The organism is Kitasatospora sp. NPDC008115 (assembly GCF_042957205.1).
Lineage (GTDB): Bacteria > Actinomycetota > Actinomycetes > Streptomycetales > Streptomycetaceae > Kitasatospora.
Genome location: NZ_JBIBHU010000045.1, coordinates 22,627 through 36,639, shown reverse-complemented (window position 1 = coordinate 36,639; position 14,013 = coordinate 22,627). Strand labels below are relative to the sequence as shown.

The following is a 14,013-nucleotide window of genomic DNA, read 5'->3' as shown; positions in this document are numbered from 1 at the left end:
GCGGATCAGGCCCCAGACGGTGGAGGCGGCCAGGTCGGTGACGTCGGCCCGCGGGCCCTGTCCGGCCGCGACCGCGCCCCGGGTGAGGACGATCAACGGCGTCGACTCCAGGCGGGGTTCGGCGATCCACGCCTGCACCGTCGCCAGCAGGCCGGCGGCGACCCGGTGGGCCGACTCGGCGGGCTCCTGCTCCGTGGCCGGGGTGACGGCGGTGACGACCGCGCAGGCCGGGGCCGGGGTTCCCCGGTCCAGGGCGGCCGCGAGTTCGGCGACATCGCCGTGGGCGGCGGCGCCGCTCAGCGCGGCGCCGAGGCCGAGCGGGTCGGGGCCGAGCACGGCGACACCGGTGACGGCGTCCTCCTCGGCCGACGGGGCGGCGACGGGCATCCAGTCGAGGCTGTACAGCCCGTCGGGCGCGGACACCGCCGTGACGAGTCGGCTCGCGTCGACCGGACGGATGTGCAGCTCGTCGATGTGCAGCACGAGTTGGCCGGACGGGTCGGCGGCGGTCACCTGGAGGGCGGCCTCGCCGATGGTGCGCAGCCGGACCCTCAGGGTGCGGGCGCCCGAGGCGTGCAGGCTGATCCCGTTCCAGGAGAACGGCAGCCAGACGCCCTCCTCGGGGAAGCTCTCGTGCAGGCTCAGGCCGTGCAGGGCGGCGTCCAGCAGCGCCGGGTGCAGACCGAAGCCGTCCGCGTCGTCGGCCGTCCCCTCCGGCAGGGCCACCTCGGCGAAGAGCTCGCTCGGGTCGGCGCCGCGCCAGAGCCGGGTCACGCCCTGGAAGGCGGGGCCGTAGGCGTAGCCGCGACCGGCGAGCGTCTCGTACAGGTCGTCGGTCGGGAGGGCGGTGGCGTCGGCGGGCGGCCAGGCGCCGGTGGCGGCGAAGGCGGCGTCCCCGGTGGTCAGGGAACCGTCGTGCGGGGCGAGGGTGGCTTGGGCGTGGCGGGTCCAGGTGGTGTGGGTGGTGGTGTGGGGGCGGGAGTAGATGGTGGTGTTGCGGCAGCCGTCCGGGTCGGGGGCGTCGATGACGACCTGGAGGTCCAGCGCGCCGGTGGCGGGGAGGAGGAGGGGGGCCTGGACGAGGAGTTCCTTGACGCCGGCGCTGGTGGTGTGGTCGGCGGCGTGGAGGGCGAGGTCGAGGAACGCCGTGCCGGGCAGGAGGGGGGTGCCGGTGACGGCGTGGTCGGCGAGCCAGGGGTGGGTGGCCAGGGACAGGGTGCCCGACAGGATCGCGGCGTCGCCGGAGGCGACGTCGACGGCGGCGGCGAGCAGGCCGTGCTCGACGGTGTCCAGGCCCACCGTGGCGACGTCGCCGCCGGTGCGGGGGGTGAAGTCGAGCCAGAAGCGGGTGTGGTCGAACGCGTACGTCGGCAACTCGACGCCCGGCGTGGTGCCGGTGCCGAGGATCGGTGACCAGTCGAGGTCGAGGCCGGCACTCCAGGCGGTGGCCGCGCCGAGCGCGAAACGGCGCAGGCCGCCCTCGTCACGGCGCAGGGTCCCGGTGACGGTGACGTGCGCCCCGTCCGCGCCGTGGGCGTCGACGGTCTCGCTGATACCGGCGGCCAGCACGGGGTGGGCGCTGGACTCGATGAACACGGTGTGGCCGTCGTTCAGGAGCGCGGTGGTCGCGTCCTGGAAACGGACGGGGCTGCGCAGGTTGTCCAGCCAGTACCGGGCGTCCATCCCCGAACCGTCGATCACGCTCGCGGTCAGCGTGGAGTAGATCGGCGTGTGCCCGGCGCGCGGGGTGATGTCCGCGAGATCGGCGAGCACCCGCTCGGCGATCGCCTCCACGTGCGGGGTGTGGGAGGCGTAGTCGACGGGGATGCGCCGCACCCGCACACCCGTGTTCTCGCAGTACGCGACGAACTCCTCGGCGGCGGCGACGTCGCCGGCCACGACGGTGGAGGCGGGGCCGTTCACGGCCGCCACCCACAACCGGCCCTCGAACCCTTCGAGGTGGCCGTTGACGGCGTCCAGGCCGGTGGCGAGGGAGAGCATCGCGCCCTGCCCCGCCAGGGCGGTGATCGCCGCCGAGCGTGCGACGACGACACGCACCGCGTCCTCGACGCTCAGCGCGCCGGCGACGCAGGCCGCGGCGATCTCGCCCTGCGAGTGCCCGACCACGGCCGCCGCCCGCACCCCCAGCGACTCCCACATACGGGCCAGGCCCACCATCACCGTGAACATCACCGGCTGGACCACGTCCACCCGCTCGAACGACGGCGCGCCCGGCACACCGCGCAGCACGTCCAGGACCGACCAGCCCGCCAGGCGCTCGACCACCGCCGAGCACTCCGCCACCGACTTCGCGAACACCGGCGAGGCGTCCAGCAGTTCCACGCCCATGCGCTCCCACTGCCAGCCCTGGCCCGGGAACACCAGCACCGGCCGCGCCGTCGCACCGACCGCACCCGTCACGGCGTTGCCCGCGACCTCACCCCCGGCCGCGAACGCCGAAAGACCCGCGAGGAGTTCGGCACCATCGGCACCCACCACCGCCAGACGGTGACCCAGCACCGGCTTCGCCGCCAACGCCCGACCCACCACACCGGCCTCGACACCCGCACCCGCGAACTCCGCCGACCTGGCCGCCTGCGCCCGCAGACCACCCGCACTCCCACCCGACACCAACCACGCCGTCACCCCGGCCGCACCGGGCTCACCGTCCAACACCTCAACAACGGCGTCGAGTTCGGGGGCCTCCTCGACGATCACATGCGCGTTCGTCCCGCTGGCGCCGAACGACGACACACCGGCCCGACGCGTGCGCTCACCACGCGGCCACGCCACCGGCTCGGTCAGCAACGACACCGACCCCGCCGACCAGTCCACGAACGGCGACGGCTCCTCCGCATGCAGCGTCCGCGGCAACTCCTCCCGCTGCAACGCCATCACCATCTTGATGACGCCACCCACCCCGGCCGCGCTCTGGGCGTGGCCGATGTTGGACTTCAGCGAGCCGAGGTGGACCGGAGCGTCGGCCGACCGTCCCTGGCCGTAGGTCGCGATCAGGGCCTCGGCCTCGATCGGGTCGCCCAGCTTGGTGCCGGTGCCGTGTGCCTCGATCGCGTCGATGTCCCCGGCCGCGAGGCCCGCGTCCGCCAGCGCCGCCCGGATCACCCGCTGCTGCGACGGGCCGTTGGGCGCGGTCAGACCGTTGCTGGCACCGTCCTGGTTGATGGCGCTGCCCCGCACCACACCCAGCACCCGGTGCCCCAACCGCCGCGCGTCCGACAGCCGTTCGAGCGCCAGCAGGCCGATGCCCTCACCCGCGCTGAAGCCGTCCGCGGCGGCGCTGAACGGCTTGCACCGGCCGTCGCCGGCCAGTCCGCGCTGGCGGGAGAACTCGGTGAACGCCACGGGGCCGGCCAGCACCGTGACGCCGCCGGCGAGGGCCAGCGTGCACTCGCCCTTGCGCAGCGCCTGGACGGCGAGGTGCAGGGCGACCAGCGAGGAGGAGCACGCGGTGTCGACCGTCACCGCCGGCCCCTCGAACCCCAGGCAGTACGAGACCCGCCCGGACAGCACGCTGGAGAGGTTCCCGGTCAGCGCGTAGCCCTCGACGTTCTCGGGGACCTTGCCCGGGTCCGGGACGTAGTACGAGCTGGACGCCCCGACGAAGACGCCGGTCCGACTGCCCTTCGCCGTGCGGGCGTTGATCCCGGCGCGCTCCAGCGCCTCCCAGGAGACCTCCAGCAGCAGCCGCTGCTGCGGGTCCATCGCCAGCGCCTCGCGCGGCGAGATCCCGAAGAACTCCGCGTCGAAACCCGCCACGTCGTCCAGGAACCCGCCCCGGCGCGTGTAGGACTTCCCGGACCGCGAGGGGTCCGGGTCGTAGAGGTCCTCCGGCCAGCCCCGGTCCGCCGGGAACTCCGAGGTCGCGTCGACGCCCTCGGCGAGCAGGTCCCACAGCTCCTCCGGCGAACCCGCCCCGCCCGGGAAGCGGCAGGCCATCCCGACCACCGCGATCGGCTCGCGCGCCGCGTCGGTCAGCCGCCGGTTCTCCCTCTGGAGCCGCTCGGTCTCCTTGAGCGAGGTGCGCAGCGCCTCGACGATCTCCTGGTTCGACGTTGTCATCCCGGTCACTCCGCTTTCGCCACGATCTGGGTCAGGGCCTGTCTGGGGTCAGGGCCCGTCTCGTTCAGGAACTGTCTCGGTCAGGAACTGCTGTCGCCGCGGGCCATGCGCAGGAGGTCCTCGACCGTCATCGCGTCGATCAGGCTGGGCTCCTCGGCGTCCTGCGGCGCCGCCCCGGCCGGTTCCGGGTCCTGCTGGTCCCGCTGCTGCTCGGCGTCGGGGAACTGGCCGAGCAGGTGCTCGGTCAGCGCCTCCGCCGTGGGGTGGTCGAACACGGCGACCGGGGAGAGCCGGAGTCCGGCGGTGCCGACGATCCGGTTGCGCAGTTCGACGGCGGTGACCGAGTCGATGCCGAAGTCCTTGAACGCGGTGCCGGGGCTGATGCTCCCGGCGTTGGAGAAGCCGAGCACGGTGGCCAGTTCGGCGCGCACCAGGTCGAGCAGGGTGCTGCGGCGCCGGACGGGTTCGAGTTCGGTCAGCCGGGCCAGCCCGGCCGCGGCGGGCGACTCGGTGCCGGCCGGTCCGGTGGACGCGGCGGTGACGAGTTCGGCGACGAAGGGGTGCGGCCGGGTGGCGTTGAAGCGTTCGGCGAAGCGGTCCCAGTCGACGTTGGCGATCGCCACGGTGGTGTCGCCGTGGCCGAGCGCCTGGAGCAGGGCCATCACGCCCAGGTGCGGGGTCATCAGGTCCATGCCGCCGAGGCCGACCCGGTCGACGAAGTCCTGCTCCCCGGCCATGCCCTGGCCCGACCAGGCGCCCCAGGCGATGGAGGTGGTGGCGCGGCCCCGGGCGCGGCGGTGCTCGGCGAACGCGTCCAGGTAGGCGTTGCCCGCCGCGTAGGCGCCCTGGCCCACGTTGGGGACCATGCTGCCGGCCGAGGAGTAGAGCACGAAGGCCTTCAGGTCGAGGCCGGCGGTGAGCTCGTCGAGGTTGGCCACGGCCCGGGTCTTGGGCGCCAGCACCCGCTCCAGCTGGCCGGGCGCCATGGCGTTCACCGGGCCGTCGTCCACCACCCCGGCGGTGTGGAAGACGGCGCGCAGCGGGCGCTCGGCGGGGATGCCGTCGATCACCCGGGCGAGGGACTCCCGGTCGGCGATGTCGCAGGCCGTGACGGTGACGCTCGCCGCGCCCAGCCCGGTGAGTTCGGCGACGAGTTCGGCCGCCCCGGGGGCGTCCGGCCCCTGCCGGCCGACCAGCAGGACGTGTCCGCCCTGCCGGGAGAGCCAGCGGGCGACGTGGCCGCCGAGGGCGCCGGTGCCGCCGGTGACCAGCGAGGTCCCCTCGGGCCGGAACGGGGTGGCCGGCGCGTCGTCGGCCACCGGGTCGCGGACGATCCGGCGGGTCAGCAGGCCGCCCTCGCGCAGTGCGAGCTGGTCCTCGTCGTCGATCCCGGCGAGGGCGGCGCACAGCAGCGCGCCGGTGCCGGCGTCCAGCGCGGGCGGCAGGTCGATCACACCGGCCAGGCGCTGCGGGGTCTCCAGGCCGGCGACCCGGCTGAGGCCCCAGACGTGGGCCTGGAGCGGGTGGGCGAGCTGCTCGTCCTCCGTGGTCGCGATCGCGCCGCGGGTGGCCGACCAGAGCCGGGCCTCGCAGGAGGCGTCGTCCATGGCCTGGAGCAGGTGCACGGTGGCGAGCAGGCCGGCGGGGACGGCCGGGTGCCGGGGGTGCGCGGACTCGTCCAGCGCGAGCAGCGACAGCACGCCGCCGACGGGCGCGCCCGTGAACGCCTCGGCCAGGGTGGTCCGGTCGGCGCCGGTGGTGTCGACCGGGAGCAGCACGGCCTTGCCGCCGTGCTCGTCGATCTCCCGGAGGCAGGCGGTCACCAGGTCGTGGTCCAGCAGCCCGGCCGGTGCGGCGACCAGCCAGACGCCGGTGAGCCCGCCGGAGGCGGAGGCGGGGTCGACGGCCAGCGGCCGCCACACGGAGCGGTAGCGCCAGGCGTTGATGACGGCGGCCTCGCGGCGCTGCTGCCACCAGTGCGAGAGCGTCGGCAGCACGGCCCGCAGCGCGTCGCGCTCGGCGTCCCCCGCGATGCCCAGCAGTCCGGCCAGCTCCCCGGCGTCGGCCTGCTCGACGATCCGCCAGAAGCGCTTCTCCACCTGGTCGGTGCCGGACGGGCCGCTGCCGGTGACCTCGTCGCCGTCGAGCGGCAGGTCGAGCGGCCGCTCGCCCGCGGGGGCGGGCTGCAGGGCGGTCCAGTCGACCGCGACGCCCGCGGTCCAGATCCGGGCGGCGCCGGCCAGGACCTGGGCGAGGGTGTCCTCGTCGCGGCGCAGGGTGCCGGTGACGGTCACCGGTCCCTCGGCGGCCGCCGTCGGGTGCGCCTCGGCGGTCTCGCCGACGCCCATGGTCAGCACCGGGTGGGCGCTGGCCTCGATGAAGACGGTGAACCCGTCGTCCAGCAGGGCGTTGGTGGCGTCCTGGAAGCGCACCGGGTTGCGCAGGTTCTCCAGCCAGTAGGAGCCGTCCAGGGTGGTGGTGTCGACCACCGCGCCGGTCAGCGTGGAGTACATCGGGATCCGGGACTCGCGCGGCTCCACCCGGCCGATCGCCCGCAGGACCTGCTCGCGGATGGCCTCGACGTGCGGGGTGTGCGAGGCGTAGTCCACCGGGATGCGGCGCACCCGCACCCCGGCCTCGGCGCAGTGCGCCATGAACTCCTCGGCGGCGGCCACCTCGCCGGCCACCACGGTGCCGGAAGGGCCGTTCACGGCGGCCTGCCAGAGCCGGTCCGGCCACCGGCCGAGCAGGCCGGCGACCCGGTCGGGGCCGGCCGTCACCGACAGCATCGCGCCCCCGCCGGCGAGTTCCACCAGGGCGGCGGAGCGGGCCACGACCACCCGGACGGCGTCCTCGACGCTCAGCGCCCCGGCCGCGCAGGCCGCGGCGATCTCGCCCTGGGAGTGGCCGACCACGGCCGCCGGGCGGACCCCGGCCGACTCCCAGAGCCGGGCCAGGCCGAGCATCACCGAGAACATCACCGGCTGCACGACGTCCACCCGCTCGAAGGAGGGCGCGTCCGGCTCGCCGCGCAGCACCGCGAGCACCGACCAGCCGGCCGACGCCTCGACCAGCTCCGAGCACTCGGTCACCGTGGCGGCGAAGACCGGCGAGGCCTCCAGCAGCCGGGCGCCCATCCGCTCCCACTGCCAGCCCTGGCCGGGGAAGACCAGGACGGGCCGGACCTCGCCCGGTGCGCCGCCCGACACGGCGGTGCCGGCCAGCTCGCCGCGGTCGGCGAACGCGTCCAGGGCGGCCAGCAGTTGGTCACCGTCCTCGCCGACCAGCGCCAGCCGGTGCGGCTGTCCGGGGCGGGCCGCCAGCGTCCGGGCCACGGCGCCGGGCTCCGGCGCGCCGGCGGCGACGAGGTCGCGCAACCGTGCGGCGCGGGAGCGCAGTTCCGCCGCCGTGGGCGCGGAGAGCGGCCAGCAGGCGGCCGGGGTCGCGGCGAAGTCCCGGTACCAGTAGGGCTGGTGCTCCCAGGGGTAGGCCGGCAGGGCGACGACGGCGCCGTCCTCGCCGGGCCGGGCCGGGGCGGGGCGCACCCCGGCGGCGAACAGCCGGGCCGCCAGCAGGGCCGCCGTCCCGCCGTCGGCCGGGAGGGTGACGACCTGGTCGCAGTCGGCGGTCGGGTCCTCGCCCTGCGGCGCCGGGCCGCCGGCGGTGCCGTCGAGCAGGGCGCGTAGGGCCTCGGCCGCGGTGAGGCGTCCGTGGGCCCAGGCCGCGGTGGCCGCGCCGGGGCCCTCGCCGGTCACCGCGTGCGGGGCGACGCCCAACTGCCGCAGCGCGCCGGTGGCGGCGGCCTGGTGGCAGAAGAGCAGCGCGGCGCTCCGCCCGGCGGAGGGGGCCTCGTCGGGGCCGAGCGGGCCGGCCAGTTCGGCCAGCAGGCCGGTGAGTTCGGCCAGGCTCCGCCGGTAGACGGGCGAGGCGGCGGCCCAGGCCTCGGCGACCGCCGGACCGGCGGGCTCGGCGGTGTAGCGGAAGCCGATGGCGCACTCCTCGCCGGCGTCCGTCCGGCCGGTCAGGGCCGAGCCGGTGGCGGTGCCGTCGGCGGCCTCCGTCAGCGCGGCGGCGAGCGAGGCCGCGTCGGTGCCCACCACGGCGAGGCGGTGCTCCAGCAGGGAGCGCCGGCGGGTGGCGGTGTGGACGATGTCGGCGGTGCGCCCGGGCTCGGCGGCGAGGCGCTCGGCGAGCCCGCGGGCGACGGCCCGCAGCGCCGTCGGGGTGGCCGCGGTGGCCAGCAGGACGTGCTCGCCCGGCTCGGCGGGCACGTCGGCGGGGCGGTCCGCGGTGCGGGGGACGAACTGCTCGACGACGACGTGGGCGTTGCTGCCGCTGACGCCGAAGGCGCTCACCCCGGCGCGGGCCGGGCGGTCGTGGGCCGGCCAGGGGCGGGACTCGGTCACCACCTCCACCGGGACCCGGTCCCAGTCGATGCGGCTCGACGGCCGCTCCAGCAGGTGCGGCGGCAGCGTGCCGTTGCGCAGGGCGAGGACGACCTTGAGCAGGCCCACCGCGCCGGCCGCCGCGCCGAGGTGGCCGACGTTGGCCTTCGCCGAGCCGATCAGCAGCGGGTTCCGCTCGCCGCGCCCGGCGCCCAGCGACTCGGCCAGCGCGTGCACCTCGATCGGGTCGCCCAGCGGCGTGCCGGTGCCGTGGGTCTCGACGTAGTCGACCTCGTGCCCCGCCCAGCCGGCCCGGTCGAGGGCCTGGCGGACCACCTCCACCTGGGAGACCGGGTTGGGCACGGTGAGCCCGCCGGTCGCGCCGTCCTGGTTGACGGCGCTGCCGCGCAGCACGGCGTGGACCCGGTCGCCGTCGCGCAGGGCGGCGGACAGCGGCTTGAGGATCAGCGCCACCGCGCCCTCGCCGCAGGCGAAGCCGTCCGCGTCCTCGTCGAAGGTCTTGCAGCGGCCGTCCGCGGCCAGCGCGCCGGAGCCGGCCATCGAGGCCAGCAGCGGGCTGGGGGCGGTGATCGCGCTCGCGCCGCCGACCACGGCGACCTCGCAGTCACCGGCGCGCAGCGCCTGGCAGGCCAGATGGACGGCGGTCAGCGAGGAGGAGCAGGCGGTGTCGACCGTCATGCTCGGGCCGCGCAGGCCGAGCAGGTAGGACAGCCGGCCGGCCAGCGCGGCGTAGGAGGTCCCGGTGCCGTGGTGGAGGTTCAGCCGGGAGGGCTCCATCTCGCGGGCGACCAGGAACTGGTAGTCCGCCAGGGCGAGTCCGGCGTAGACGCCGACCGGGCGCTCCGCGAGGGTGTGCGTCGGGCAGCCCGCGTCCTCCAGGGCCTCCCAGGCGGTCTCCAGGAAGAGCCGCTGCTGGGGGTCGAGCAGCTTGGCCTCGCGGGGCGAGATCCGGAAGAACGGGGCGTCGAACTGGGCGAGGTCGTCCAGGTAGGAGCCCGGCAGGGCGATGGCGTCGCCCAGTTCGGCCCAGACCGGGTCCCGCAGCCGGTCGGCGGGGAAGTCGCCGGCGGTGGAGCCGCGCTCGTTCAGCAGGTCCCAGAAGGCGGCGGGGGAGGGGGCGGAGGGCAGCCGGCAGGCGAGGCCGATGACGGCGATGCCGTCCTCCTGCTCCGCCTGCGCGGGGGCGGGCCGAGGATCGGTCGCGACGTGGGGCTGCGGCGCCGGCGCAGGCTCCGGGAGGCGCTCCGGTGCGACGGTGGCGAGGTACTCCGCCAGGGCCTTGATGGTGGGCCGCTCGAAGATCAGCGTGGTGGGGAGGGTGACGCCCAGCTGCTGCTCCAGGCTGCGGCGCAGGCTCACCGCGGTCAGCGAGTCCAGGCCCTGCTCGAACAGTCCGCGCCGGCGGGGGACGGCCTGGTCGGCGGGCAGGCCGAGCACCTCGCGCACCGTGGCGGTCACCAGCTCGGCCAGGCCCCGCCCGGCGGGTGCGGCGGCCGGGGCGGTGACCGGGGCGGTGACCGGAGCGGTGGTCTGCGGCCGGGCGGGTGCCGGGCTCACCGGCTGGGGCTGCGGCTGGGGCTGCGACAGGGGTTGGGCCGACGCCGGAACCCGGCCGAGCGCCGCCAGGTCGCCCGCGCTCACCTGCGCGTACAGCTCACCGGTGACCCGGTCCTCGGCGTCCAGCAGGCTGAGCCGGATCCGGGCCGGCGCCGTCCCGGCCGCGGCCGCCGCGCCGGTCGCCTGCCCGCCGCCCTGCTGCCCGCGCTCCACGCCGGGCAGCCAGTAGCGCCCGCCCTGCCAGGACGGCACCGGCAGGGTGCGGTACCGGCGCGGCCCGTCCACGGCCGCCGCCCAGTCGACCGGCGCGCCCGCCACGTGCAGCCGGGCCAGCGCCCGGTACGCGGCGAGCCGGCCCGGCTCGTACCGGCTGAGCACCGGCAGGGCGGGGGCGCGCCGGCCGCGCAGCCGCTGCGCCTCGGCCAGCGAGGGCACCAGGACGGGGTGCGGGCCGATCTCGACCAGCGGGTGGTCGTCCTCGGCGAGCAGCCGGTCGAGGGCCGGCCACAGCCGGACCGGGGAGGTGAAGTTCCGGACCCAGTAGGCGGCGTCGTAGACCGTGCGGTCGGCCGACGGGTCGACGGTGGAGAGCATCCGGACGGCCGGGGCGGCCGGGCGCAGCCCGCCCAGGGCGGCCTCCAGCCGGGGGCCGAGGTCGGCGATCAGCGGGCTGTGCGCGGGCGCGTCGACCCGCAGCCGGCGGCAGCGCAGGCCGCCCGCCTCCAGCAGCCGCGCGGCCTCGGCGACCTCGTCTGCCGGGCCCGCGACGACCAGCGAGCCGGGACCGTTCACCGCGACCACGGTGACCGGCAGGCCCGATCCGGCCAGGATGCCGGTGACGGCCTCCTCGTCGGCGGTGACCGCGTACATCAGGCCGCGCCCGGAGGCCAGGCCGAGGGTCTCGGAGCGGCGGACGATCAGGGTGACCGCGTCCGGCAGGCTGAGCACGCCGGCGCTGTGGGCGGCGGCGACCTCGCCGAGGCTGTGGCCGAGGATGGCCCCCGGCCGGACGCCCCGGGCGGCCAGCCAGCGGGTCATGGCGACCTGCACGGCGAAGATGGCCGGCTGGACGATCTCGGTGCGGTAGAGCCCGGTCTCCGGGTCGGCGTCGCGGATCTCGTCGACCAGCGACCAGCCGGCCTCGGCGCGGACCAACTCGGCGATCTCGTCGAGGGTTTCGCGCACCGTGCGGTCGCTCTCGTACAGGTCCAGCGCCATGCCCGCCCACTGGCCGCCCTGGCCGGCGTAGACGAACACCGGTTCCGGGGCGCTGTCCGGGTCGGGCACCACCCCGGTGTAGGCGCCGTCCTGCGGCTCCTCGGCGTCCTCCAGCGCGTCCAGCAGGCCCGCGCGGTCGGCGGCGACCACGGCGTGGCGGTGCGACTCGTGGGTGCGGCGGTTGACGGTGGCGGCGGCCAGTTCGGCGAGTTCGCCGTCGGGCGTGGCGGCGACCGACTCCCGCAGGGCCGCGAGCTGTTCGGCCAGCCCGGCGGGCGCGGTGGCGGAGGCGAGCAGCACGTACGGGTGCGCGGGCGGCTCCTCGGCGGGCACGGGCTCGACGGCCGGCGGCGCCTCGACGATCACGTGCACATTGGTGCCGCTCAGGCCGAAGGAGCTGACGCCGGCCCGGGCCGGGCGGTCCAGGCCGGTGAGCGCGGTGGTGGCGGCGGGGACGGCGATCGCGCCGTCCTGCCAGTCCACGTTGGGGTTGGGCGTCTCCACGTACGGCTGGCCCGGCACGGTCGCCGCGTTGACGATCCAGGCGGTCTTCAGCAGCCCGCCGATGCCGGCCGCCGCGTCCATGTGGCCGAGCAGCGCCTTGTGCGAGCCGATCAGCAGGGGGCGGCCGGCGTCCCGGCCCGTGCCGTACACCTCGCCGATGGCGCCGACCTCGATGACGTCGCCGATGGCGGTGCCGGTGCCGTGCGCCTCGACGTAGTCCACCTCGGCGGGGGAGAGCCCGGCCCGCGAGAGGGCGGTCTCCAGCAGGTCGGCCTGGGCCGCTCCGTTGGGCACGGTCAGGCCCATGCTGGTGCCGTCGTTGTTGGCGGCGGAGCCGCGGATGACGGCGTGGATCCGGTCGCCGTCGGCCAGTGCGTCGGCGAGCCGCTTGAGCACCACGACGCCGGCGCCCTCGCCGCGCACGATGCCGTCGGCCGCGGCGTCGAACGGGCGGCAGCGGCCGGTGGGGGAGAGCGCGCCGACCCGGCTGAGCGCGACGCTGAGGTCCGGGGTGACCAGCAGGCTGACGCCGCCGGCCAGGGCGGTGTCGCACTCGCCGGCGCGCAGGCTCTGGCAGGCCTGGTGCACGGCCAGCAGCGAGGAGGAACAGGCCGAGTTGAGGGTGGCCACCGGCCCGGTGAGGTCGAAGGTGTACGCGAGGCGCCCGGCGGCGAAGCTGAACTCCAGTGCGCCGACGTGGTGCTGGGTGATCGACTCGACGCCGAGGGTGCGCGCGTGCAGCAGTTCGTAGTCCTTGGCGAGCAGCCCGAACAGCACGGCGGTGCGCGAGCCGCGCCAGGACTCGCGGGGCCGCCCGGAGTCGCTCATCGCCTCCCAGGCGACCTCCAGGATCAGCCGCTGCTGCGGGTCGAGCAGGCCCGCCTCGCGGGGGCTGATGCCGAAGAACGGGGCGTCGAAGCGGTCGATGTCCGCGAGGAAGGCGCCCCGGCCGTTGGAGATGGTGCCGGGCCCGCCGGCCGGGTCGGCGTACCGGTCGCCCCAGCGCTCGGCGGGGACCTCGGTGAAGACGTCGGCGGCACCGGTCAGCAGGCGGCCGAAGTCGTCGAGGGTTCGCACGTCACCCGGGAAGCGGCATCCCAAACCCACGATGGCGACGGCGGACTCGGCTGCGGTGGCGGGTGTCGATCCGTTGCCGGAATCGGTGCTCATCTATTCCCTCCGAGGGGATGGGACTGTGGGAATCCGGGGCGAATCCGGGACGTCGCGGGCGGGGAAACGGGGAAAGGCCGGGGCGCGGACGGCGGCCCTCCGATGCTACGGACCGACGCGTTCCCCGTGATCCCCTACCGGCCCCTATTGCGGCGCCGCGACGCCGTTTAGGGGGCGGCTAAGGGTGCCGGTGCGGGGCACGCCTTGGGAGGCTGACCGGAAAACGGAAAGACCGTGAAGTGGAAACAGATCCCGCGGCTGCCGCGGGTATCCCGGAAGGGGTTCGCTGTGATGCGTGGCGGGGTTGCGGTGGTGACGGGCGCGGCCCGGGGAATCGGCGCGGCGGTGACGCGGCGGCTGGCCGCGGAAGGCATTGTGGTGGCCGCCGTCGACCGTGACGGGCAGGCGCTGGAGGAGGCCGCCGGGGAATTGGCGACGGACGGCCTGAAGGTCTATCCGTTCCCGGCCGATGTCAGCCGGGCCGACCAGGTGGAGGAGGTCGTCGACGAGGTGGAGCGGCGGCTGGGCCCGGTGGAGCACCTGGTCAACGCGGCCGGCGTGCTCCGCCTCGGGGCGGCCTGCTCGCTGTCGGACGAGGACTGGCGGGACACCTTCGCGGTCAACACCACGGGTGTTTTCCTGATGTCCCGCGCGGTGGTCAACCGGATGATTCCGCGTCATTCCGGGGCGGTGGTCACCATCGCCTCCAACGCGGCCGGAACGGCCCGCGCGGACATGTCGGCTTACGCGGCGTCGAAGGCCGCCGCGCTGGCGTTCACCAAATGCCTGGGCCTGGAGGTCGCCCGCCACGGTATCCGCTGCAACGTGGTGGCGCCGGGTTCCACCGAAACCCCGATGCTGCTGAGCATGTTCCAGGACGAGAACGGGCCCCGGAAGACCATCGAAGGGCAATTGGACACGTACAAGCCGGGAATTCCGCTGCGGAAACTGGCGGTTCCCGAGGACATCGCCGACGCGGTGCTCTTCCTGCTCTCCGACCAGGCCGGCCACATCACCATGCAGCACCTGACCGTCGACGGCGGCGCCACCCTCGGGGTCTGAGCCCGCCGAGCCGGCT

The 14,013-nt window shown here is 75.9% G+C and carries 3 protein-coding genes; 1 reads left to right on the top strand and 2 read right to left on the bottom strand.

The features are described from left to right. Together ACFZBX_RS35030 and ACFZBX_RS35025 are read right to left on the bottom strand one after the other, a co-directional pair. The coding region (locus ACFZBX_RS35030) for a type I polyketide synthase (protein WP_391537855.1) at window positions 1-4,089 on the bottom strand (4,089 nt) is incomplete at its 3' end. Between the two features lie 71 nt (window positions 4,090-4,160). Continuing rightward, window positions 4,161-12,935 (bottom strand): type I polyketide synthase, encoded by an 8,775-nt coding sequence (locus ACFZBX_RS35025; RefSeq protein WP_391537854.1) that lies wholly within the window; start codon window positions 12,933-12,935, stop codon window positions 4,161-4,163. 291 nt (window positions 12,936-13,226) lie between these two features. On the opposite strand from ACFZBX_RS35025, the gene ACFZBX_RS35020 reads away from it, so the two are divergent. Continuing rightward, window positions 13,227-13,997, top strand: coding sequence for a 2,3-dihydro-2,3-dihydroxybenzoate dehydrogenase (locus tag ACFZBX_RS35020; RefSeq protein WP_391537853.1), 771 nt, complete (start codon window positions 13,227-13,229; stop codon window positions 13,995-13,997). Window positions 13,998-14,013: the final 16 nt, after the last annotated feature.